This is a genomic window from Amycolatopsis antarctica (genome assembly GCF_002262875.1).
In the GTDB taxonomy this organism is placed as follows: domain Bacteria; phylum Actinomycetota; class Actinomycetes; order Mycobacteriales; family Pseudonocardiaceae; genus Amycolatopsis; species Amycolatopsis antarctica.
Window position 1 is genome coordinate 216,593 of record NZ_NKYE01000010.1, and the last position, 20,787, is coordinate 237,379.

Genomic DNA, 20,787 nt, shown 5'->3' on the forward strand with positions numbered 1-20,787 from the left:
CTCAGTTCGCCCGCGCCTCGAACGCCGCCCGGTACGCGGCGGCGCCGGTGATCGACTCGAACGGCCAGCCGACCAGCACGACCGGCACCCCGCCCGCCGCGCGCTGCGCGCGGGCCGCGGTCACCAGTTCCGTACCGCCGCAGAGTTCGATCAGGTCGGCGCCATCGGCCGCCGCCCGCGCGGCGGCGCGCTCCACCCCGGCCTCGTCGCCCACCGGCACGACCGTGGTGCGCAGGCCGCCGATGTCGGTGGTGAACGGCCCCAGCTCCAGCTCCCGCTCCCCCGCGCCGACAATCATCACCGAATCGCGCGGGGCGTCCGGGCCCGTCGTCCCCGCTGGCCCCCAGCCGGAAACGCCGACCGGGACGCGCCCGTCCGCCGCCCGCAGCACCGGCTCGGCGGCACGGAGGTCGAAACCCCGGTACAACTCGACCAGCCCGGCACCGACCCGTGCCTGCTCGGCCACCACCCGCGCGGCAGCCGCGGCGTCGGGCACCCAGACGTAGGCGGTACCACCGGCCGGTCCCGGGCGGTCGACCCGGTGACCTGCCGGATCCGCCTGCGCGGCAAGGAAAACGAACATCGTGTCGACCGCGTGCACAATAGCCTCCATTTAGCTTGGCATTGAACTACTTACCACCACGTCAACACCCTCACCCCTGGCCGCATTCCCGCGACACGCCGGCATATCGAGATCCACGGAGGCGAGCGGGACACCTGGGGTGCTGCGACAGGGGGTCAGGCCGCGCGCGCGTCCTCGATGACGACGGTCAACTGTGGCCAGAAGCCGGCCAGCCGCTCCCGCACCGCCGGCGAGTATCGCCCCGGCGCCAGCAGCACGCCGGCCGGGCGGAATCGGACGGTCGTACCGGTCGTGCCATCGCCGGGGACCGGGAGCAGGCCGGTGACCGGGATGCCCCGCTCGTACCGCTGGGTCCAGGCGCCGTCCTGACGCCGATTGGTGTGGACCAGCCACTCGCTGAGCGCCGCGACCACCGACATGCCACGCCGGGGGTGGCCGTCGGGTAGCACTTCCCTGCCGGGAACGCCGAAGAACCGGAGGTCCCTCGTCGCCATCACGGGCTTTCGCACGACCGGGCCACCGGCTCCCGCCCGCGTCTCGGTGCCCCGTCCGTCGTCCGCGACCGACACCGAACCGTCCGGGTGAAGGACGACCACGCACCGCCCCCCGGGGCCGCACTCCGCTTCCTCGGCCGCGTAGGCGAGGACTTCGAGGATCAGGTGGTCGACGCCGCCGGGCGCGTACACGGCCGGAGATCGGCCGATCCCGTCCAGGTGCTCGATATCGACGTCCGCGGCCCAGTCGTGCGTCGTGTCCTGCCCGGGTTCGCGCGAATCTCCCACGAGGAGATTGTCTCTCGTTGCCGGCACCACGTCACCACGCGACGAGCGCGGAGGGGACGGTCGGGGTTCAGGCGAGGTCGAGGCGCATCAGCCAGCGGGGGAGCCGGTCCGCCCTGGCCTTGGTCTCGTGGACCCGGCGGAATCCGGCGGCCTCGAACAACCCGGTGGTGCCGACGTGCGCGGCACCGGAACTGACCCGCACGCCCCCGGGGTCCACGGGATAGCCCTCCAGCACCGGGGCCCCGTTCGACCGCGCGTAGTCGATGGCCCCGTCCAGCAGCGCCCGGGTGACGCCCCGGCGACGGTAGCCAGAGCGGACCACGAAGCAGACCACACTCCACACCGGCAGATCGTCGACGGGCGGCATGGTCCGGGACCGCTTCAGCCGCTCCAGCGACGACCGCGGCCCCAGCCCGCACCACCCGACGGGGAGCTCGCCCGAGTAGGCGAGCACGCCGGGGCCGGGCCGGGCGGCGCAGAGTTCCCGGACGCGCCCGGCCCGCTGCTCGCCGCGCAGCGCGCTGTAGTCGGCCGAGGTGATCCGGTAGGACAGACACCAGCAGGCGCGCTCGTTCCCGTTCGGGTTGAGCAGGCTCGCGAGGTCGTCGAAGAGCTCCGCGGTGGCGGGACGGACGTCGAGACGCGGGGCGTCGCCGGAGCGTCCGAGCGCGGCAGGTGCTGGCATGGGATCACCGTAGGATCCGATTGACGACACAGCGACGTCGGCTTTGTTGATCCGTCGCCGAAAGGGGCCCTGACGATGCCCGCGTCACGACGGACGGCCGGAACGGAACGGCGGCTGATCGGCTCCGGCCGCTACCCCGGCATGACCCAACTGCACCAGGCGGTCCCTCTGGTCGAGCGGCAGCACGCGCTGATCGAGGAGATGCGGGCCAGGGCGCCCCGGTTCGTCACCGGCCGGGTTCTCGCCGAGCGCACGGGTACCACCGTGCGCACCGTCGAACGGGACGTGGCGCGCCTGCGCGCGGCCGGGATCCCGATCGAGGTCAAACGCGGCGCGTCCGGTGGCTACCGGCTGGCCGTGCCCTCTCCGGTCGCGCCGCTGACGTTCAGCCCGGGTGAGATCGCCGCGCTGGTCGCGTCCCTGGTCGCCCTCGGCCCGTACACCTCCGCCACCGCGCAGAGTGCCCTGGCGAAGCTGGTGACCACGTTCGGCGGTCAGGGCGGCATCGGTAGCACCGGCACTACCGACAAGCCGGCGTCACGCTCCTAGCATCGCCGGATGCGCCTCGCGACGGCCTGGCAGGCCATGGACCAGCAGCCGTTGCGGTTCCTGACGTCCGCGTGGCCGTGGCGTTGCCTGGCGTACCTGCTGTCCGGGGTACTGCTCGGCGGCGTGACGCTGCTGAGCCTGGCCGCGCTGGCCACCGGTGCCACGGTCCTGCTGGCGTTCGTCGCGGGGGCCGGGCTGCTGGTGCTGGTCGCGCTGTCCGGCATCCCGGTGGCGCGGCTGGAACGCGCACGCCTGCGTCTGGTCGACCGGGATCCGACGCCCGATCCGCACCGTCCGCCGTTCGCGCCGGGGATCCGCGGGTGGCTGGCGACCCGGTTGCGCGAGCGTGCCACCTGGCGCGAGCTCGGCTTCGCGACGCTGACCGCGACCTCACTGTGCCTGCTGGACCTGACGGTGCTGACGTTCGCGTTCGGGTTCCCGGTGGTCTCGTTCCAGGCGGCGGCCGACGATCCGCCTGCCTGGCCGTGGGCGATCGCCGGCGGGCTGGTGCTCGTGACGGCGCCGTACACGATCACCGCCTGGGCCGGCGCGCGCGGCGCTGACGCGCACGATCCTCGGGCCACGCGACGCCGAACTCGGCGAACGGCTCACCGAGGTGGACGAGTCCCGTGCCCGGCTGGTGACCGCGTTCGAGGCGGAACGCGTCAGGATCGAACGCGATCTGCACGACGGTGCCCAGCAGCGGCTGGTCTCCCTGCGGATGGCACTCGGCCTCGCCCGGCTCGACGCGCCGGACGGGACCGCGCTCGCCGTACGTCTGGACGACGCCCAGGACCAGCTCGCGACCGCACTGGCCGAACTGCGCGACCTGGTCCGCGGGCTCACTCCCCGGACGCTGACCGACAACGGCCTCGTCGCCGCGCTGGAGGACAGTGCCGCCCGCTCGCCGGTCCCGGTGACGGTGGACCTCCGGCTGCCGCGGCACCTGCCGCCGCAGGTCGAGTCGGCCGCCTACTTCGTGTTCACCGAGGCGATGGCCAACATCGCCCGGCACAGCGGGGCGTCCGCGGCGAGGCTCTACAGCCGTCACCACTGCGACCTGCTGGTGCTGGAGGTCTCCGACAACGGCACGGGCGGCGCGGATCCGGCCGGGGGCAGCGGTCTCACCGGGCTCGCCGACCGGGTGGACGTGGTCGACGGGCGGCTCCGGCTGTCCAGCCCGCGCGGCGGGCCTACCCTGGTGCGGGTGGAGATACCGTGCCGCTTCGAGTGATCCTCGCCGAGGACTCCGCACTGATGCGGGAAGGTCTGGTCGGCCTGCTGGACCGCTTCGGCCACACCACCGTCGCGGCGGTCGGTGACGCGGGCGAGGTCGCCGCCGCCGTCGAACGGGAGCGGCCGGACCTGCTCATCACCGACGTCCGGATGCCGCCACTGCACACCGACGACGGGCTGCGCGCGGCGGTCGCGCTGCGCCGCGCGCGGCCGTCGCTGCGGATCCTCGTGCTCAGCCAGTACGTCGAGCAGTCCTACGCCGCGCAGTTGCTCGACCTCGACGACGGCGGCGGGGTGGGTTACCTGCTCAAGGACCGGGTCGGCGCGGTCACCGCGTTCATCGACGCCGTGGAGCGGGTGGCGGCGGGCGGCACCGTGGTGGATCCGGAGGTGGTGCGCCAGCTCATCCGCAGACGCAGGGATCCGCTGGAAAGACTCAGCTCACGGGAACGTGAGGTGCTGGCGTTGATGGCCGAGGGTCGCTCGAACACCTCGATGGCGGCCGAACTGTTCGTCACCGAGGCCGCCGTGAACAAACACATCCGCGGCATCTTCACCAAACTGGACCTGCCCACCGACACCGACGGGCACCGGCGCGTGCTGGCCGTGCTGACCTTCCTGCGCGGCCGGGGCGCCACCTAGCCACCGCCCCGAATCCACCGTCCCACAAGTCCACAGTAGACACTCCAGACCCCTTGCGGGGGTTCAGGATCCGGCGGCGAGACGGTCGACGGCCTCCTTCGCCTCCCTGAGGTCCGCGTCGGTGCATTCGCGGTAGGCCTTGATCGCCTCGATCCGCTTGCCCTCGGCCAGCAGCGCGTGTACCCGATCCATCCCCGGCTCCGGCAGTTCGACGCCGAGGTGGGCGAGGACGGCGTCGAGTTTCCGTTCCACTCTGGCCACTCGGCGATCCGCGCGGTTCCGGCGCCCCACCGCACCGGCCGCCGCGGTCGCCAGCAGAAGGACGATCAGGATGAGCATCAGTACCGACGAGTGATCCACTCCCGGATGGTAACGGCGGACGCTGCCGCGGCGGCGACCGGCGAACTCAGTCCCGGGCGGCCTCACGCGCCGTCCGCTCCAGCCGGTCGCGGTAGCCGGGCCACCAGGTCTCGTCGCCGGGAGCCATGTTGTCGTTGCCGCGCCGCAGGCCCGCTGCCCCGTCGACGAGTTCGCGGACGATGTCGGCGTGCCCGGCGTGCCGGTTGGTCTCGGCGATCATGTGCACCAGGATCCGGTGCAGGGTCACCTCGCTCCGGTCGGCGGGCCAGTGCGGAACCGTGCCCCTGGCCTCCAGGTCCAGCGCCTCGATCGTCGCGTCCGAGTGGGCCCGTACCCGCTCGTACAGCCCGAGGATGTCCGAACGCGACTCCCCCGGCGCCGCCCACATGTCCACATTGGGCTCGGCGTCGTCGTCCAGCCAGGGCAGCGGTTCGCCGAACGGCCTGCCGAAGACGAGGCCGAAGTAGCCCACCTCGCACCCGGCCACGTGCTTGGCCAGCCCCAGCAGATTGGTCCCCGTGGGCGTGAGCGGGCGGCGGATGTCGTACTCACCCAGCCCGTCGAGCTTCCAGAGCAGGGCTTCACGGGCGGTTCGCAGGTAGCGATGCAGGTCCGACTTCGGGTCCGATCCGGTCATGCTCGGCAGCCTCTCACCCGGCACCGACAGGACGCGGGCACGCCGCGCGGCGCCCGCCCCCGCGGTTCTCGCGGGGACGGGCGCCGGTGGTCGCGCCGGGTCCGGAGCGGGCCTGGCCTCAGCCCACGAAGAGCAGCTTGTTCGGTGAACCGCTGCCGGGGTTGCGCACGACGTTGTTCGTCGCGCTGTTCTTCAGCGCCGACTGGACCTGAGCCGGGGTGGCCGACCGGTTCGCCGACAGGTAGACCGCCGCCGCGCCGGCGACGTGCGGCGAGGCCATCGAGGTGCCGGACATCGACGTGGTGCCGCCGCCGTTGCGGGTGGAGGTGATGCTGACGCCAGGGGCGAACAGATCCGTGCAGGTGCCGAAGTTGGAGAAGCCCGCCCGGTTGTCGTTCTGGTCGGTCGCGTTCACCGTGATCGCCTCGGTGACCCGTGCCGGGCTGGTGCCGCAGGCGTTGGCCGAGGAGTTGCCCGAGGCGACCACGTTGGTCACCCCCGCCTGGGTCGCGCGCCGCACCGCGGTGTCGACGCCGGAATCGGCCGGTCCGCCCAGGCTCATGTTGAGCACGGCGGGCTTGCGCGCGTTCGCCGCGACCCAGTCGATGCCCGCGATGATCTGCGAGTACTGCCCGGATCCCTGGCAGTCCAGCACCCGCACCGACACCAGGTTCGTCTTCTTCGCCACGCCGTAGGTGGTGCCACCGACGGTGCCCGCGACGTGCGTTCCGTGGCCCTGGCAGTCCGAGGCGTTCGGGTCGTTGTCGATGAAGTCGTAACCGCTGCTCGCGCGGCCGCCGAAGTCGGCGTGCCGCAGGTCGACGCCGGTGTCGACGACGTAGGCGGTGACGCCCTCGCCGGCGTTGGGATAGGTGTAGCTCCGGTTGAGCGGCAGCGCCCGCTGGTCGATGCGGTCCAGGCCCCAGGTCGGATTCGTCTGCGTGCCGGCGATCCTGGCGACGGCGTCCTGCTCGACGAACTCCACTCTCGGGTCCGCGGCCAGCCTGCGGGCCTGGGTGTCGCTCAACGAGGCCGAGAAGCCGCGCACGCTCGCGGTGTAGGTGTAACCGATCCGCCCGCCGTGCCTGCCCAGCAGGTCCGCCGCGGTGGTGGTCACCGCGTTCGCGTCGGCCTGGCCCTTGAGCACGACGATGTAGCTTCCCGCGACGGCCGAGGCCGAGTCCGCGTTGCGGATCTGTCCCTCCGGGACGTCCTGCGCGGCGACGGCGGGGCTGCCGGCGAGCGCGATGCCCAGCCCGGTGACCCCGGCGATGATGCCGGTGTAGAAAGGCTTGCGGGACTTGCGGTCGCGGGCCCTCGTGAGGTTCTTCATGGTTCTCCGTTCGAATCCGCCGGTAGGCGAGGCGACGATGAGCGAACGCTCGATTCGAGCCTGCGCCTGCCCGCCGGAGGGAACAATCCGCAACGGCCCGGCTAGGTGTACGTAATCAATGCGCGGTCACCCGGGCGGCCGGAGAGATGGGCGACCTCGGTGCGGGACCGGGCGCCGAGTTTGCGCAGCACGTTGGCGACGTGCTGCTCCACGGTGCGGGGCGAGAGGAACAGGCCGGCCGCGATCTCCCGGTTGGTGCGACCGGCCGCGAGCATCGCCGCGATCTCGGCCTCACGCGGGGACAGCCGTTTGCCGTAGCCGCGGCGGCCGCGGCCGGACGGCACCCAGGCACCGTGTTCGCGCAGACCGTTGCGGCAGCGTCCGGCGTCCCGGATCGCGCCGAGCCGCTCGTACTCCTCGGCCGCTTCCGCGAGTCCGGTCACCGCCCCGGCGTCGCCGGTCGCCAGCCTGCTCAGCGCCGCCCGCTCGCGCGCCCAGGTGGCCCGGTACGGCATCGGCAGTTCCCGGTACAGCGCGTGTGCGAGGTCGAAGCGGACGGCCGCGTCGGCGTGCTCGCCGCCGGCGGCGCTGAGCACGGCCTCGGCGGCCGCGAGGGCCGCGGCGGTCACCGGGGCGTCCCGGCCCGCGACGCCCGCACGGAACTCCCGCAGGGCGTGCACCGCGTCCTCCCGGCGCCGCGCCCGGGTGTAGGTCTCCACCGCCACCGGTATCAGTTCGGCCGCCCACACCCACACGGCCTTGAGCCGTGCGGCCGCCAGTGCGCCGTCGACGATCGTGCGGGCACCGTCGGTGTCCCCGTTCTCCAGCCGGATCGAGGCGAGCGTCGCCGCCGCACCGAGGACGACGGGGAGCACACCCTCGCCGGGGACGCTCACCTTGGTGGTGGCCAGATACCGTTCCGCGGCCCCGAATTCGCCGCGCACCGCGGCCAGCCCGCCCAGAACCAGCGCCGACTCCGAGGTGATGGACATCAGGTCGTGGTACTTCTCGCGCAGCGCGGCGGCGGACTCGGCGAGGCCGGTCCAGTTGCCGGTGAGCCAGTCGAGGCGCACCCGGGTGGACTGCCCGTTTCCCGCGACGAACAGCGCACCGGCCGTGGTGGCGACCCGCAGCCCCTCCTTGAGGATCTCGCCGGAGCGGCCGAGATGCCCGGCCCACGCCCCGGCGTCGGCGACGTTGCACAGGAACCGGGCGAGCTGCACCCGTTCGCCCGCGGTCACGGCCGGTTCGTCGAAGGCGTCGAACTCCGCCCACGCCGAACCGTCACCGATGTGCACCCGGCTCGCCACCCGGTCGGCGGTCAGGGCGAGGCGGAGCTCCTGATCGTCGAGTAGCTCGTAGACCTCACGGGCGCGAGTCATCCACCGGCGGTGCCAGGCGAGCGGGGTGGTTCCGTCGAGGGGCTGCGCGAGCAGGTTGATGCCGCGCGCAGCGAGTCCGGGACGGTCGGCGAGCTCGCCGACGGCACGTTCCACCTCGGCTCGGCCCCTGGTCAGCTCGCCGTCCTTGCGTACGAGCAGCAGGCCGGTGTTCATCCGGATGGTCCCGCGGACGACCGGCTCCAGCCCGGTCCTGCCCAGTACGTCCTCCAGGGTCCTGGTGACCTCGGTGCGGAGCCCGCGCAGGGCGACCTGGCTCAGCGTGACGGCCATGCGCCCGGCGTCCTCGTCGCCGGGCGCGCCCTCGTCGAGGACGGCTTGCAGGGTGTCGATGGCGAGGGAGGTCTCCCCCAGTTCGACGGCCTGGCCGGCGGCGGCCTCGGCGTACCGGCGCCACTCGGCCGTCCGGCCCGCGGCCCTGGCGTGCCCGGCGAGCTGGATCAGCGGCGCGGGTGAGAGCTCGGCCAGTGCCCGCATGGCGCGCGCGTGCAGCAGGGAACGTTCGGGCCCACTGACCGCGTCGTATCCGGCCTTGCGCGCGAGCGGGTGCCGGAACCCGAACCTGCCCGGCGCGGTCTCCCGGAGCACGCCGCAGCAGAGCGCCTGGTCGAGCGCCGTGGCCAGCGGCCTGCCGCGGAGCCCGGACAGGGCGCCGAGCAGGCCGGTGGTGGCGGGTACTCCGAGTACCGCCGCCGCGCGTGCCACCCGGACGGCGGCGCCGTTGAGCGAACTCATCCGCTCGGTCATCGCTTCACGCAGCAACACCGGGACCTCGAGGGTGTCCAGCAGCCGGTGCCCTGCCTCGACCGCGCCCGCGGGGCCACGCAGCGCCCGCAGGGTCTCCTCGATGACGAACGGAATTCCGCCGCCCGCCTCGTGCAGCCTGGCGGCGAAGTCCTCCGCGACGCGCGGCGCGTCCAGGATCGCCGAGGCGAGTTCGCGCACCGCGGGGACGTCCAGCGGGCCGAGCTGGATCCGCGCGGCACGGACACCTTCCGCCGGGCGATACGGCATGCCGAGCGGACCGCGGGTGCCGAGATCCTCGCTGCGGTAGGTGACGACGACACCGAGGTCCCGCGGCGGCCGCGCCAGTACGAACCAGAGCAGGTCGCGGGTGTGTTCGTCGGCCCAGTGCAGATCGTCGATCACCAGTAGGACGGGACCGCAGGCGGCGAGCAGTTCGCGGACCGCCCTGAACTCGCGGTGCCGCTCGGCGGCTTTGTCCGGCAACGGTTCCGGCTGTTCCGGCAGCAGACCGGCGATCTCCGGCAGCAGCGGACGGAGCACACCCACGACCGGGCTCAGCGGACCGAGCGGGATGTCGGCGACGCCGCCCAGCGCCTCGAGAACCGGTCCGTAGGGGAACGGTTCGCGCAACGGCTGGCAGGCTCCGGTGAGCACCCGTCCGCCCGCGATTCCGGGCCGGTTCAGCAGTTCCTGCACCAGGCGGGTCTTGCCCATCCCGGCCTCGCCCTCCAGCAGCACCGCGGACGGGCGTTCGGCGACCAGCTCGGCGAGCGCGGACAGTTCCCGGTCGCGTCCGACCAGTACCGGGGAACTGGTACGGATATCGCAGACTGTGGGAAGGCCGGATCCGGAACGAAAAGGGCGATGGGCCGGCAACACCATGGGGCGCACTCCTCGGCGGCGGGTGTCCGGAACAGTCACCACGGTGAACGAAGCCTAGGCAGCGCAGCGACAACAGGTAAACAACCCGGCCGTCGCAGGCCTGCCCGGCGGAACTCCGTTCCGCCAACGCACGGTGACCGGCACCCGGATCGCCGCCGGAAAGTGCGCGATGAAGTGGCGGTACGGAAGGAAAATCACCTGAGGAAAAACAGCTTCGCGAGAAAACGAGAAATCTCGGTGACGAACGGTGAGCGGGAGAATACCTACCGACGACGCCGGACATTCGGGTGAAAACGACCGCGGCATCTTGCGGACTGATCACCGCTCCCCGTCGCCGGCCCCGCACCGAATCCGGTACGTACAGCATGTCAATGACCAACAATTTGCACAATACGTTTCTTCGCGCCGAATTTTCCCGGGCACACGGCCGGTCGCAGTAGTGTCCATTATGGAGCTGGCCCGGTACGGCGTCACCCCTGCCGAGGCCGTCGCGCCCGGCCCGCCCGCCGGAGGGCCGGCAACGCGCCACTCTGACGCCCGGCGACCGTGATCCTGATCACGAAGATGAGTACAGACCGTGGATCGGGGTATCTGCGAGGTGTTCGTCCAGACCGGAGCGGAACTCGGGGGAGCCACGCACCAGGGCGGGGACGACGGCGCCTGGGACAGGCGACGGGACGCCGGCGGCATTCGGGGCCGTCGGCGTTTTCCGTTTCATCGGTCGGCTTCCCTGGCCGGAACCGGCGCCCGCCGACCGGACGGCTCGCGCCGGGCGGAATCGCCCGAATGCCCGCGTTTCGCGCCATCGGCCGAGTGGTATCCCACCGTTGATCGATTGCGGACAGGCCCGTGGCAGGGCCACGGGCCACGGGAGGCGCGGTGCACGGAAGTACGAGACCGGACGGTGTGGACGTCGAGGAAACCGGCGCGCGATCGTGGACCGCGCCGGAGACCCGATGGGCCATCGACGTGATCCACGGCTCCCGGATCCCACTGGCGTGGAACGAGGACGAGGCGTCCGATCCCGAATTCCACGACGCCGCGCCATCGGTGACCGGACACCGGCCGCACCCCGGCGGCACGCGAGAGGCGATCGGATGACCGGTTCGACCGACGACGAACCCGCCGCTGAGGCGGCACGTACCGGGCGGCGTCCGCTCACCGCCGAGAACGCCCCGGCGCACGCGGGGCCGTTACCGGAGCAGCCCCCACCACCGATCACCGAGATCGGCGCCGTGCCGATCGACTGAGACCTGCCCGTTTCGGCAGCGTTCGCACCGGGTACCCGCACGCGATCCCGGTGAGGCGGAGAGGAACCGTGTGGCAGAGCCCGGCCCGTTGATCTACACCGCGAGCGGAATCGCGATCCTCGCCGCCGCACTGTTGCCGAGACTGGTGCGCAGGCTGCCGATCTCGTTGCCGATGGTGTTCCTCGCACTCGGCGCGCTGACGTTCGCCGTGATCGGACCGCTGCCCGATCCGAACCCGCTGGCACACCCGGAACCGACGCTGCACCTGACCGAGGTGTGCGTGGTCGTCTCCCTGATGGGCGCGGGTCTCGCGCTCAACCGGATGCCCGGCCTCCGGAGCTGGTCGACCACCTGGCGCCTGCTCGGCATCACGATGCCGTTGTCCATGCTGGCCGTGATCCTGCTCGGCTGGACGGTGCTCGGGCTCGGCGCGGCCGCCTCGGTGCTGCTCGCCGCCGTGCTCGCGCCGACCGACCCGGTACTGGCCACCGAAGTGCAGGTGGCCGAACCCGCCGCGGAGGGCGAACAGGACGACGAGGACGAAGCCCGGTTCGGACTGACCTCGGAGGCAGGACTCAACGACGGACTGGCGTTCCCGTTCGCCTACGCCGCGATCGCCATCAGCGCCGTCGGCGTCGCCCCCTCGGGCTGGCTTCCGCACTGGCTGGGCGTGGACGTGCTGTGGCGGCTCGCCTGCGGCCTGCTGATCGGCCTGGTGACCGGCTGGCTGCTGCGCAAACTGTTCTTCGCCGCGCGATCGGCGACGTTCCGGCTCGCCGAGCACGCCGAGGGCTTCGTCGCACTCGCCGCGACCTTCCTCACCTACGGCCTCGCCGAACTCGCCGAGGGGTACGGATTCGTCGCCGTGTTCGTCTGCGCGTGCACGATCCGGGCCGGAGAACGTTCGCACGGGTACCACGGCGTCCTGCACGGATATGTGGAACAGGCCGAACGACTGCTCACCGTCCTGATCATCTTCCTGCTCGGCGGGGCCGCGGTCACCGGGCTGCTCGCGGGCACCACCTGGCGGGAGATCCTGGTCGCCGTGGTGGTTCTGCTGGTGGTCCGCCCGCTGGCCGGGCTGATCGGTCTCGCCAGAGGGAAGACCGGGCCGCGGGAACGGGTCGTCATCTCGTTCTTCGGCGTGCGCGGCGTCGGCTCGCTGTTCTACGTCACCTACGCACTCGACGCCGGCGACTTCGCGGACGGCGCCATGCTGTGGCGCGTCGTCGGGCTGGTCGTCATCGGTTCCATCCTGCTGCACGGAGTGACCGCCACGCCGGTGATGACCCTGCTGGACCGCAGGCGGGAACGCGCCGCCCGCGCCAGGCACGGTGATTCCGGGACGGCGGCGCGTACCCCGGTGTGATCGTCCTGCCGGGGTACGCGACCGCGCTCCGGCCGGACTCAGGCCAGTGCGCCGAAGCGATCCGGCTCGTCCGCCGCGGCGAGTTCCGCCTCCGCGGTGGCCTGCAGCAACTCCAGCAGTTCCGGGTCGAGGCCCGGTGAGAACTCCTCCGGTCTCGGCGCGGCGATCTCGATGGGAACGCCCTCGGGTGCCTGGGCCGTGGTCAGTGCGTGCTCGGGGTTCGAGGGCGACGGTCCCCGCAGGATCCGTCCGGCCTCGGACAGGTGATCGAGGCTGAAGGTGTAGTTCCTGTTCTCCAGGCCCTGTTCGAGCAGGGCCGCCACCTCCGGGAACCGCTCACCCCTCGTCTTCGGGATGGGCAGGAGCCTGCCCCAGTCCACACCGAGCGTCTCCAGGGCCTTCGCGTAGGCGTTCTCGTGTGCCTGGTCCCGGACGATCAGATACGCCACGGTGGCGCGCAGGGTCTTGTTCGAGCTCATTTCGTAGATCCGGCATTTCTGCAACCGTCCGGTGGACTCCAGCATCAGGTTGTTCAGGAGGTCGAGAACCAGATTGCCGCTGTTCGAGACGTACGATCCGGACCACGGATTCCCGACGGAATCGACGGGCAGCGCGCCCTGGGCGCCCACCAGGAAATGGTGGATGTTCCCCTCGGACAACGCGGCGGACAACGGTGTCGCACCCTTCGCGCCGGGCACGTCGAGTTCACCGGCCTTGCCGTTGTACCGGGGCGAACCGTCGGTCAGCGTGGCGATCGTGGTCGCGATCAGCTCGACATGGCTGATTTCCTCGGTGCCGATACCGTGCAGCAGATCGCGGTACGGCTTCCCCTTCGGATCCCGGAAATTGAAGCTCTGGAACAGATACTGCATCATCGTGCGCATCTCGCCGAATTGACCGCCCAATCCCTCCTGGAGCGCGTTCGCCGCCGCGGGATCGGGCTCGTCGGGGACGATCTCGTTGATCATGCGCTGTACGTGGAAAAACATCGCTGGACTCCAGTCCTGGTCGGTCCACCTCGGTTACCCCACCCGCTGTGCGGTCAACCGGAAAACGCGGCACGATCCGGGGAATGGATCGGCGTACCGAAAGAATCTCTCGACCGAGGTTTTCGTGGGACCACGGAATCAGTTCGCGAGCAGGTTCACGGTCCGGCCGAACAGCCGGGGCAACGCGGCGGCGACCGGCACCACGGCGCGGGAGAGCACCGGCCGGTGCCTGGCCCACAGCAGGCCTCCGGTCAGCAGCCGGGTCCGGCGCGAGGTGCGAAGCCAGGCCCGCTCGTACCGGTCCGGCCGATCCGCGACGAGGCAGTCCACCAGATCGGCGGCGGTCGCCAGCGCCACCGAGATTCCCTCGCCGGTGATCGCGTCGAGGTAGCCGGCCGCGTCCCCGGCGAGCAGGACGCGTCCGGCCACCCGGCCGCGAACCCGTTGCCGCAACGGGCCGGCGCCGCGGGTACCCGAGACCGGCTCGGCCGCGGCCAGCCGTCCGGCCACCTCGGGGAAACCGGCGAGCTGGGCCTCGAAGGAACCGCGTCGCGAGGACAGCACGGCCACGCCGACGAGGTCGTCCGCCACCGGTGTCACGTACACCTCGGCGCCGTCGGCCCAGGTGACCTCGACGAAGTCCGATCCCGGCTCCAGCGCGTAGTGCCTGCGCAGCCCCCAGCGGGCGACCGCGCGCCCCGGAACCGCGAGCCCCGCCGACTGCCGGATGCCGGAGTGCAGGCCGTCGGCGGCGACCAGGTAGCGGGCGGCGATCCCGTCGGCGAGCACGTGGTCGGTGTACTGCCGGACCTCGCGCACCCGGTGGTCGGCGACGGGTACCCCGGCCCGGTCGGCGGCGGCGCGCATCGACTCGTGCAGGCGGGTGCGCCGCACCCCCCGGCCTGGTCCCTCGGTGAACCCGGCACGAGCGACCGCCCTGCCCCGCCGGTAGGTGATGCCGCGGATGTCGTGGCCTGGCGGGTCGACACCGAGTTCGCGCAGTGCCACGAGCGCGGCCGGCATCAGCCCCTCGCCGCAGGCCTTGTCGATCGGCCCGCTCCGGTGGTCGCAGACCAGCACGTCGAGACCGGCCCTGGCGGCCCCGAGCGCCACCGCCAGTCCCGCCGGGCCGGCCCCTGCGACCAGCACGTCACGCATCGGCACCGGCCAGCGCCGTGTTCTCGGCACGGATGCGCACGGCCATCAACCCGGCGTTCGCCACGGTGAACGCGGTCGCGGTCACCCACGCGCCGTGCACCAGCGGCAGCGCCACCCCCTCCACGGCGACCGCCACGTAGTTGGGGTGGCCGAGAAACCGATAGGGGCCGCCGGTGATCCTGGACAGGCCAGGCACCACCACGATCCGGGTGTTCCACTGTGGACCGAGCGTGCGGATGCACCACCACCGCAACGCCTGCGCGGCGAGAACGAGGGCGAACATCGGCCAGCCGAGCCCCGCGAGGAACGGCGCGCCGCCCGCCCACACCTCGACCGCGCAGCCGAGCAGCAACCCGGTGTGCAGCACCACCATGAAGGGGTAGTGACCCCGCCCCGTCTCCCTGCCGCCGCGGGCGAGGCTCCACGCGAGATTGCGTTTCGCCACAACGAGTTCCGCGAGCCGCTCGGTGGCAACGAGCGCGAGCAGCACGGTGAACCAGATCGCGCTCACCATCGCAGCAACACCAGCTCGGCGCAGAACCCCGGCCCCAGCGCCATCAGCACACCCCAGGTTCCCGGCGCGGGTGGACGCTCGGCGAGGGTGTCCCGCAGGACGTGCAGCACCGACGCGGAGGAGAGATTCCCGATGTCGCGCAACGACTTCCAGGTCATGGCCAGCGCCTCCGGGTCGAGGCCGAGCGCCGCCTGGATGGCGTCGATGACCTTCGGGCCGCCAGGATGACAGACCCAGGTACCGACGTCACCGATGCCCAGGCCGTGCGCGGACAGCAGGTCCTCGACATCCGCACCGAGATACTTCGCGACCAGCGCGGGAACCTCCGCCCCGAGCACGATCTTGAACCCGGTACCGCCGATGTCCCAGCCCATCGCCCGCTCGGTGTCCGGATAGAGGTGGGCCAGGGAATCCACGACCACCGGTCCGGTGTGCCCGTCCGCGCGCCCGGCACCGACCGCGACCACGGCGGCGGCACCGTCGCCGAACAGCCCGGAGGCGACCATGTTGGCCACGGACGGATCGTCGCGCTGCACCGTCAGCGAGCACAGTTCGACCGAGACCAGTACGGCCACCTCGCCGGGCGCTCCGCGCAGGTAGTCGTGCAGCCGCGCGATTCCGGCCGCACCCGCCACGCATCCCAGTCCCATCAACGGAACCCGCTTCACGTCGGGGCGCAGGCCGATCCTGGCGGCGATCCGCGCGTCCAGCGAGGGGACGGCGATGCCGGTGACCGTGGTGGACATGATCAGGTCCACATCGCCCGGCTCCAGTCCCGCTTCGGCGAGCGCGCCGGTCACCGCCTCGGCACCGAGTTCCACCGCAACGGCGAGGTAGGCGTCGTTGCCGGCGCCGAACCCGTCGAGTTCGCGGTAGCGGCCGATCGGCAGCGCGAGGTGTCGCGAATCGACCTTGGCACTGGAGTGCAGCCTGCGGACGATCTCGTGGTCACGCCCCTCGGGCAGGCACAGCTCGGCGAAGAACTCCGTCAGTTCGGCCTGGGGGTAGCGGTGCGGCGGGAGCACCCCGTGCACCGAGGCGATCCGGCTCATCGCGCCGATCCCGGGACCGCACTCGTAGGCTGACCGGTATGTCTGCCACCGATTCCGGTCCCTCGCGGCGCGTTCGGACGGTGCGAGCGCTCGCCGGGGCGTGCCATCCGGTACCGACCCTGGCGGTCACCCTGCTCGCGGTCCTGCTCGCCGCCGGTGTCGGCCTGGCTCCGGGGACGGTGGTGCTGCTGGGTTTCGCGGTGTTCGCCGGGCAGCTCTCGATCGGCTGGTCCAACGACCGGCTGGACGCCGCGCGGGACTCGGCGAGCGGCCGCCGGGACAAGCCCGCCGCCGCGGGCGGGGTACCGCTGCGACTGCTCACCGCTGCCGGTGGCCTCGCACTGGCCGCGGCGGCGATCTCGTCGTTCCTGCTGGGGCCGCGTGCGGGCATCGCGGCGATGGTCCTCGTCGCGTCGGGCTGGGCGTACAACCTCGGGCTGAAGGCGACGGTGTGGTCCGGCCTCACCTACGCGATCGGGTTCGGGGCACTGCCCGCCGTGCCGTACCTGGCGCAGCCAGGTCAGCCCTGGCCTCCGTGGTGGGCCCCGGTGACCGGAGCACTGCTGGGACTCGGCGCACATATCGCGAACGTGCTGCCGGACATGGCCGACGACATCGCGACGGGCGTGCGCGGCCTGCCGCACCGGATCGGCCCGCGCGGCGGCGTCGCGGTGATGACCGCGGCGTTCACCGCCGCCTCCCTGGTCCTGGTGCTCGGTCCGCCGGGGCCACCCTCGTGGCCCGGCCTGCTCGCGGCGGCGGTCACCCTGCTCCTCGCCGGAGTGGCCGCGGTAGAGGGCATTCGGCGCCCCGGCCGGGCGTTCGCCTTCCGTGCCGCGCTTGCCATCGCGCTGCTCGACGTCGTGCTGTTCGTCCTGGCCACCTGAGGACCGCTCGCGGACGGCACCGACGCGAATCCGGCCAACCATGCGCACACCCTCCAGACGCGGGAGCTCGACGGCGCGGCGATCGCCGCGAGCCTCGACCGCCGGGGTCTGGAGCGGGGAGTTCGGTCACCACTGTAGTCGAGCGGGCGGCCCCACGCGGGCCACCGCACGGCCGTCGGCCCTCGCGGTCCCGGCTCCGGCGGTGCCGCTTTCCCCCGCCGCGGTGGCCACATATCCGACCGCCACATCGCGCAGCTTTCTGTTCTCGCGCTGCGACCAGCGGACCAGAATCCGGAAAGCGTCCTCGGCCGAGATCTTCCGTTCGGACACCAGGATTCCCTTCGCCTGCTCGATCACCGCGCGCGACCGCACCACGGCACGCAACTCGGCGACCTCGTCCCGGCAGCGCAGATACCTCCGGTGTGCCCGCGTCATCGTCTCGACCGTGGTCGCATACGACTCCGGTCGTGCCTGTCCGGTACCGGCGAAGTGCTGTCCGCCGACACCGAACAGGTTCAACGAACCCGTCAGGCCCGCGTCGACTCTGAACGGCATCGTCAGGAAACTGTGCACCCCCAAAGCCCCGGCGATCGCCGCGAACCCCGGCCACCGCTCGGTCGCCCCGGCCATATCCACCAGGACGATCCGGCCGGTCCGGGTGGCCTCGATGCACGGCCCCTCTCCCGTCCGGTACTGCTCCGTTCCGATCTCGTCGGCCCTGCGGTCGGTGCTCGCCACAGTCGCGGCGACGTCACCCTCGACGAGGGTGACGCTGGACAGACTCACGCCTGGCAGCGCGAACACCACCTGCTCGCAGACGGCGAACAGGCCATCGACGAGGTCGCCGGCCTCGTCGAGGACACCGGGCAGCGCCCCCGGCCGGTCTGCGGCCGCCGCGTTCCGAAGCCTCTGGGCGGTCATCGCGACCGCACCGCACCGCATCGTCCTCGGCCCATGGCAGGACAACTCCTTCTGGTTCGGTTCGACGTCCCACCTGGCCGGGCGGGCTCACCCGTCCGCGGCATCGACGACGTCGATCGGCCTTTGATGGACACAGACATCCCGGATCGCGGCCGGCGGGTACCAAGTCCGTCCGTCCGCTGTCAGACCCCGATCGCGAGGGCGAACACCGGGAACACGATCAGTGTGTGGTGCCCGCTCGTGCGGGCCAGGCATCCGAGGACGGCCGCGGTGTCGGCGACGATCCGCAGAGCGGCGTGGCCCGTGCGAGCCTCCTGCTGGGCATCAATGAGCACCTCGAGCCCCGCGATTCCCAGGAAGTCCACCTGCCGCAGGTCCACGACCACCGCACGGCCTTCGGGCCGCCCCAGTTCCGCGGTCAGCCGGGCGGCCAGCCCCGGAGCGGTACGCGCGTCGATGTCGCCGTTCACGCGCACCACCGCGACCTCGCCGGCGGGTCGGGCTACTGGCCTTGTTCGAGACGTTTTCCCGTGGGGTATCTCGGAGCGGGGGACGAAGACGCCCGGCTCATGAGCCAGAGTTGCCACGATCAGATCCCTCCTGCCGGGCCAGGCTCGGAAACAGTGTGCGTAGGAGCACGAGACGAGTGCTGGTCGGCCGTTGGAGGATGAATCGCCGGGACGGGCGGAGTCTGGGACCGCGCGACGAACTGCATCGTAAGCGTATCGATTCGCGCCCCGACACGCCAGGGCCCGCACCCTGGCGATCCTGTCCGTCAACCGTCGCTGTTGACAGGTACCGGCCACGCGAGGACCGTTGCGAAGACGTTCCGGCGCCGCGATGGCGCAGGGCAGCGTTCGAAGGCGTCCCGGACCCGCCGCCTGTACCTCGTCCTCGAACGACGAAACGGTGGGACATGTCGTCACCTTTCGACCGATGCGACCCGGGCTACGCTTCGACGAGGCCCCGCGCCCGAGTCGGAGAACGCCCCCAGGGACGAGACCGTCCACTGTGGACTTCATGTGAACACGTGATCGGATCACCCCGATGACGGCGATCGATCCTCGCGGCAGGCAGGCCGAGACGGTGCTTGCCGGGGCGATCCGTTCGGGCCTCGCACTGCTCGACGATTCCCGGCAGCCACCGGCGGACCGGGCCCTGCACGAAGCCGGCGCGATGCTGCGGTGCGCCCTCGGCCAGGAACTGCCCCTGGACACGTCCCGGGATCACCGGGCCGTGGTGGCGGCGATGCGGGTGGCGCTCGCATTCCTCGCGATGGGGGATGCCGGGGAAGGCCGCGCGGCACTGCTCGCGGCGGCCGACCACCTGCCGCCACGCACGCGAAGCCTGCTTCACGCGAACGCCACGGAATCCGGCGACGGCAAGGCCGTTTTGCCACCGTCCCCCCGGCAGCCGACCTGACAGCCGCCACCCCGTTTCGCTACTTCGCCGGTCGCGGCGCCGCGCCGCCCGTCCGCAGGTGTGGAAAAGTGCGGTGCATGGACGGTGATCGTGTGCGCGGGCCGGAGACCGGCCGCTTCGCCGCGCCTGCCCACACGCCGGGCCAGGTTGCGGAGGCACTCGGTGTCTCGCCGGTGACCTTGCGTAGCTGGGACTCCCGGTACGGCGTCGGCCCCACCGCGCGTGTCGCGGGCAGGCACCGCCGCTACTCCACCGCGGACCTTCGACGGCTGAAGCTGATGCTGCGCCTGATCGAGCAGGGTGTACCGACTCGCGAAGCCGCGGATACCGCCGTTCACGGAGCCCAGGACGAGTACGTCCCGAGCGAACTGGCGGCCGCCGCGGACGATCTCGGAACCGCGGCACAACACCTTCACCTCGGGGTCATGGCCGAACTACTGGACGACTGCCTCGCCCGTAACGGGGTGGCCCAGACCTGGCATACGGTGCTCGCTCCGGTCGTACGTGACCTCGGCGAGCGGTCGGAGGCCTCGGGTGCCTGCGTCGACGCCGAATGGGCACTCGCCGGGGCGATCGGTGCCGCGATCGACCGGCACACCCGCGCGGCCCAGCTCTCCCTGCCGAAGCGGGCACCGGTGCTGCTGGCGTGCTGCCCCACGGAACAGCATTCCCTGCCACTGCGGATGATGCTCGGCATGCTGACCGAGCGGGGAGTTCCGGCGGTGCTCTTCGGCGAGATCGTGCCGGCCGCCACCACACTGGCCGCGACCGCGACCGTGCACCCGCCGCTGGTGGTGCTGTGGTCGATGACGACGGACACCGCGGATCTGGCTCTGGTGCGGCGTCTTCGTGCGCGCGGGCAGACCGTCTCCCCGATCGGCCCCGGGTGGACCCACCGCCCGCGGCCCGGCGAGACACGGGTGACCGATCTCGACTCTGCCGTCGAGGACGTGTGCACCCGCCTCGCGGACTGTCCCACCGCGCAGCACCGCGCACCCGCCGACCACTGAGCGCCCCCGCGCAGCGGAGCGCTGCGCAATCGATGCGCAGGGCGGACCATGGATTACGAGCGCCGCGTTCGTGGCGCGAATCGAGGTGGCTCGACTTGTCCAGCCCCACCCGCGGTGATTCTTTCCTGCACAAGGCGGTGCGTACCGGTGCGGGTGCCGCCGACGATCGGTATCACCTGGCGAAGGGGATGCGGCATCAGCTCAACAAGGTGTTCCCGACGCACTGGTCGTTCCTGCTGGGCGAGATCGCGTTGTACAGCTTCATCATCTTGTTGCTCTCGGGTGTGTATCTGACGTTGTTCTTCGACCCCTCGATGGAGGAGGTCATCTACAACGGTAGTTATGTGAACCTGCAGGGTGTGGAGATGACGCGGGCGTT

At 71.7% G+C, this 20,787-nt stretch carries 22 protein-coding genes and 2 pseudogenes; 11 read left to right on the forward strand and 13 right to left on the reverse strand.

From position 1 onward, the window contains the following. Window position 1 precedes the first annotated feature (1 nt). The 3 genes from CFN78_RS17915 to CFN78_RS17925 form a co-directional block, all read right to left on the reverse strand. Window positions 2–601, reverse strand: a complete 600-nt coding sequence (locus CFN78_RS17915; protein WP_094863964.1) for a DUF6506 family protein — start codon at window positions 599–601, stop codon at window positions 2–4. A 137-nt stretch (window positions 602–738) separates the two neighbouring features. Beyond that, the gene (locus CFN78_RS17920) at window positions 739–1,365 is read right to left on the reverse strand and encodes an ATP-binding protein (RefSeq protein ID WP_094863965.1); all 627 of its coding nucleotides are present in this window, start codon (window positions 1,363–1,365) and stop codon (window positions 739–741) included. Between the two features lie 67 nt (window positions 1,366–1,432). Next, on the reverse strand, window positions 1,433–2,050 hold the full coding sequence (locus CFN78_RS17925; protein WP_094863966.1) for a GNAT family N-acetyltransferase: 618 nt from the start codon (window positions 2,048–2,050) through the stop codon (window positions 1,433–1,435). A 75-nt stretch (window positions 2,051–2,125) separates the two neighbouring features. On the opposite strand from CFN78_RS17925, the gene CFN78_RS17930 reads away from it, so the two are divergent. From CFN78_RS17930 to CFN78_RS29830, 4 genes and pseudogenes are all read left to right on the forward strand, one after another. Further along, complete coding sequence (locus CFN78_RS17930) at window positions 2,126–2,599, forward strand: helix-turn-helix transcriptional regulator (RefSeq protein ID WP_094863967.1); 474 nt, start codon at window positions 2,126–2,128, stop codon at window positions 2,597–2,599. A gap of 36 nt (window positions 2,600–2,635) precedes the next feature. Beyond that, a pseudogene (locus tag CFN78_RS29820) lies at window positions 2,636–3,100 on the forward strand (sensor domain-containing protein); the annotation flags it as partial. Window positions 3,101–3,215: 115 nt separating this feature from the next. After that, a complete protein-coding gene (locus tag CFN78_RS29825) occupies window positions 3,216–3,833 on the forward strand; it encodes a sensor histidine kinase (protein WP_240519522.1) in 618 nt (205 codons plus the stop codon). A 23-nt stretch (window positions 3,834–3,856) separates the two neighbouring features. Continuing rightward, window positions 3,857–4,477 (forward strand): response regulator, encoded by a 621-nt coding sequence (locus CFN78_RS29830; RefSeq protein WP_276307339.1) that lies wholly within the window; start codon window positions 3,857–3,859, stop codon window positions 4,475–4,477. Window positions 4,478–4,540: 63 nt separating this feature from the next. Here CFN78_RS29830 and CFN78_RS17945 read toward each other — a convergent pair whose 3' ends face one another. The 4 genes from CFN78_RS17945 to CFN78_RS17960 form a co-directional block, all read right to left on the reverse strand. Beyond that, entirely contained in the window at window positions 4,541–4,837 is a 297-nt protein-coding gene (locus CFN78_RS17945; RefSeq protein WP_094863969.1) for a hypothetical protein, read from the reverse strand. Window positions 4,838–4,883: 46 nt separating this feature from the next. Beyond that, window positions 4,884–5,474 carry a DinB family protein gene (locus CFN78_RS17950; protein ID WP_094863970.1) on the reverse strand — a complete coding sequence of 197 codons (591 nt, stop codon included), beginning with the start codon at window positions 5,472–5,474 and terminating at the stop codon, window positions 4,884–4,886. Window positions 5,475–5,592: 118 nt separating this feature from the next. Next, window positions 5,593–6,807 (reverse strand): S8 family peptidase, encoded by a 1,215-nt coding sequence (locus CFN78_RS17955; protein ID WP_094863971.1) that lies wholly within the window; start codon window positions 6,805–6,807, stop codon window positions 5,593–5,595. A gap of 101 nt (window positions 6,808–6,908) precedes the next feature. Next, window positions 6,909–9,836 (reverse strand): ATP-binding protein, encoded by a 2,928-nt coding sequence (locus tag CFN78_RS17960; protein WP_094863972.1) that lies wholly within the window; start codon window positions 9,834–9,836, stop codon window positions 6,909–6,911. Between the two features lie 879 nt (window positions 9,837–10,715). On the opposite strand from CFN78_RS17960, the gene CFN78_RS17965 reads away from it, so the two are divergent. The 3 genes from CFN78_RS17965 (at window position 10,716) to CFN78_RS17970 (ending at window position 12,455) form a co-directional block, all read left to right on the forward strand. Continuing rightward, the gene (locus CFN78_RS17965; protein WP_133116376.1) at window positions 10,716–10,937 is read left to right on the forward strand and encodes a hypothetical protein; all 222 of its coding nucleotides are present in this window, start codon (window positions 10,716–10,718) and stop codon (window positions 10,935–10,937) included. Further along, the gene (locus CFN78_RS29215) at window positions 10,934–11,086 is read left to right on the forward strand and encodes a hypothetical protein (protein WP_165777602.1); all 153 of its coding nucleotides are present in this window, start codon (window positions 10,934–10,936) and stop codon (window positions 11,084–11,086) included. Before CFN78_RS17965 ends, CFN78_RS29215 begins: the two co-directional genes overlap by 4 nt. A gap of 70 nt (window positions 11,087–11,156) precedes the next feature. After that, window positions 11,157–12,455: a cation:proton antiporter gene (locus tag CFN78_RS17970; RefSeq protein ID WP_094863974.1), complete on the forward strand. Its 1,299-nt coding sequence runs from the start codon at window positions 11,157–11,159 to the stop codon at window positions 12,453–12,455. Window positions 12,456–12,493: 38 nt separating this feature from the next. On the opposite strand, the gene CFN78_RS17975 is transcribed toward CFN78_RS17970, so the two are convergent. The 4 genes from CFN78_RS17975 to CFN78_RS17990 all read right to left on the reverse strand — a co-directional run bounded on the left by CFN78_RS17975 (window position 12,494) and on the right by CFN78_RS17990 (window position 16,168). Next, window positions 12,494–13,444 carry a manganese catalase family protein gene (locus tag CFN78_RS17975; protein WP_094863975.1) on the reverse strand — a complete coding sequence of 317 codons (951 nt, stop codon included), beginning with the start codon at window positions 13,442–13,444 and terminating at the stop codon, window positions 12,494–12,496. 138 nt (window positions 13,445–13,582) lie between these two features. Further along, window positions 13,583–14,602, reverse strand: coding sequence for an NAD(P)/FAD-dependent oxidoreductase (locus CFN78_RS17980; RefSeq protein ID WP_094864010.1), 1,020 nt, complete (start codon window positions 14,600–14,602; stop codon window positions 13,583–13,585). Then, the gene (locus CFN78_RS17985) at window positions 14,595–15,116 is read right to left on the reverse strand and encodes an isoprenylcysteine carboxyl methyltransferase family protein (RefSeq protein ID WP_094863976.1); all 522 of its coding nucleotides are present in this window, start codon (window positions 15,114–15,116) and stop codon (window positions 14,595–14,597) included. The genes CFN78_RS17980 and CFN78_RS17985 overlap by 8 nt, the downstream gene beginning before the upstream one ends. After that, entirely contained in the window at window positions 15,110–16,168 is a 1,059-nt protein-coding gene (locus tag CFN78_RS17990) for a type III polyketide synthase (protein WP_094863977.1), read from the reverse strand. The genes CFN78_RS17985 and CFN78_RS17990 overlap by 7 nt, the downstream gene beginning before the upstream one ends. Window positions 16,169–16,206: 38 nt before the next feature. On the opposite strand from CFN78_RS17990, the gene CFN78_RS17995 reads away from it, so the two are divergent. Further along, window positions 16,207–17,055 (forward strand): UbiA family prenyltransferase, encoded by an 849-nt coding sequence (locus CFN78_RS17995; protein ID WP_094863978.1) that lies wholly within the window; start codon window positions 16,207–16,209, stop codon window positions 17,053–17,055. A gap of 126 nt (window positions 17,056–17,181) precedes the next feature. Here the strand turns inward: CFN78_RS17995 and CFN78_RS18000 are convergent, their stop codons facing one another. Continuing rightward, a complete protein-coding gene (locus CFN78_RS18000; RefSeq protein ID WP_133116377.1) occupies window positions 17,182–17,976 on the reverse strand; it encodes a GAF and ANTAR domain-containing protein in 795 nt (264 codons plus the stop codon). 182 nt (window positions 17,977–18,158) lie between these two features. Continuing rightward, window positions 18,159–18,998: an STAS domain-containing protein gene (locus tag CFN78_RS30110; protein WP_094863980.1), complete on the reverse strand. Its 840-nt coding sequence runs from the start codon at window positions 18,996–18,998 to the stop codon at window positions 18,159–18,161. A 25-nt stretch (window positions 18,999–19,023) separates the two neighbouring features. On the opposite strand from CFN78_RS30110, the gene CFN78_RS18010 reads away from it, so the two are divergent. The 3 genes and pseudogenes from CFN78_RS18010 to CFN78_RS18020 all read left to right on the forward strand — a co-directional run. Then, window positions 19,024–19,398, forward strand: a complete 375-nt coding sequence (locus tag CFN78_RS18010; protein WP_094863981.1) for a hypothetical protein — start codon at window positions 19,024–19,026, stop codon at window positions 19,396–19,398. A 77-nt stretch (window positions 19,399–19,475) separates the two neighbouring features. Beyond that, complete coding sequence (locus CFN78_RS18015; RefSeq protein WP_094863982.1) at window positions 19,476–20,408, forward strand: MerR family transcriptional regulator; 933 nt, start codon at window positions 19,476–19,478, stop codon at window positions 20,406–20,408. Window positions 20,409–20,440: 32 nt separating this feature from the next. Further along, window positions 20,441–20,787: pseudogene (locus tag CFN78_RS18020) on the forward strand (hypothetical protein); the annotation flags it as partial.

What these genes read in the sequence shown, in the direction of transcription:
- CFN78_RS17925 (WP_094863966.1), bottom strand. Translation starts at nt 2,050, where the DNA reads ATGCCAGCACCTGCCGCGCTCGGACGCTCCGGCGACGCCCCGCGTCTC.
- CFN78_RS17930 (WP_094863967.1), top strand. Translation starts at nt 2,126, where the DNA reads ATGCCCGCGTCACGACGGACGGCCGGAACGGAACGGCGGCTGATCGGC.
- CFN78_RS29830 (WP_276307339.1), top strand. Translation starts at nt 3,857, where the DNA reads ATGCGGGAAGGTCTGGTCGGCCTGCTGGACCGCTTCGGCCACACCACC.
- CFN78_RS17950 (WP_094863970.1), bottom strand. Translation starts at nt 5,474, where the DNA reads ATGACCGGATCGGACCCGAAGTCGGACCTGCATCGCTACCTGCGAACC.
- CFN78_RS17955 (WP_094863971.1), bottom strand. Translation starts at nt 6,807, where the DNA reads ATGAAGAACCTCACGAGGGCCCGCGACCGCAAGTCCCGCAAGCCTTTC.
- CFN78_RS17960 (WP_094863972.1), bottom strand. Translation starts at nt 9,836, where the DNA reads ATGGTGTTGCCGGCCCATCGCCCTTTTCGTTCCGGATCCGGCCTTCCC.
- CFN78_RS29215 (WP_165777602.1), top strand. Translation starts at nt 10,934, where the DNA reads ATGACCGGTTCGACCGACGACGAACCCGCCGCTGAGGCGGCACGTACC.
- CFN78_RS17975 (WP_094863975.1), bottom strand. Translation starts at nt 13,444, where the DNA reads ATGTTTTTCCACGTACAGCGCATGATCAACGAGATCGTCCCCGACGAG.
- CFN78_RS17980 (WP_094864010.1), bottom strand. Translation starts at nt 14,602, where the DNA reads ATGCGTGACGTGCTGGTCGCAGGGGCCGGCCCGGCGGGACTGGCGGTG.
- CFN78_RS17985 (WP_094863976.1), bottom strand. Translation starts at nt 15,116, where the DNA reads ATGGTGAGCGCGATCTGGTTCACCGTGCTGCTCGCGCTCGTTGCCACC.
- CFN78_RS17990 (WP_094863977.1), bottom strand. Translation starts at nt 16,168, where the DNA reads ATGAGCCGGATCGCCTCGGTGCACGGGGTGCTCCCGCCGCACCGCTAC.
- CFN78_RS17995 (WP_094863978.1), top strand. Translation starts at nt 16,207, where the DNA reads ATGTCTGCCACCGATTCCGGTCCCTCGCGGCGCGTTCGGACGGTGCGA.
- CFN78_RS18000 (WP_133116377.1), bottom strand. Translation starts at nt 17,976, where the DNA reads ATGACCGCCCAGAGGCTTCGGAACGCGGCGGCCGCAGACCGGCCGGGG.
- CFN78_RS30110 (WP_094863980.1), bottom strand. Translation starts at nt 18,998, where the DNA reads ATGAAGTCCACAGTGGACGGTCTCGTCCCTGGGGGCGTTCTCCGACTC.
- CFN78_RS18010 (WP_094863981.1), top strand. Translation starts at nt 19,024, where the DNA reads ATGACGGCGATCGATCCTCGCGGCAGGCAGGCCGAGACGGTGCTTGCC.
- CFN78_RS18015 (WP_094863982.1), top strand. Translation starts at nt 19,476, where the DNA reads ATGGACGGTGATCGTGTGCGCGGGCCGGAGACCGGCCGCTTCGCCGCG.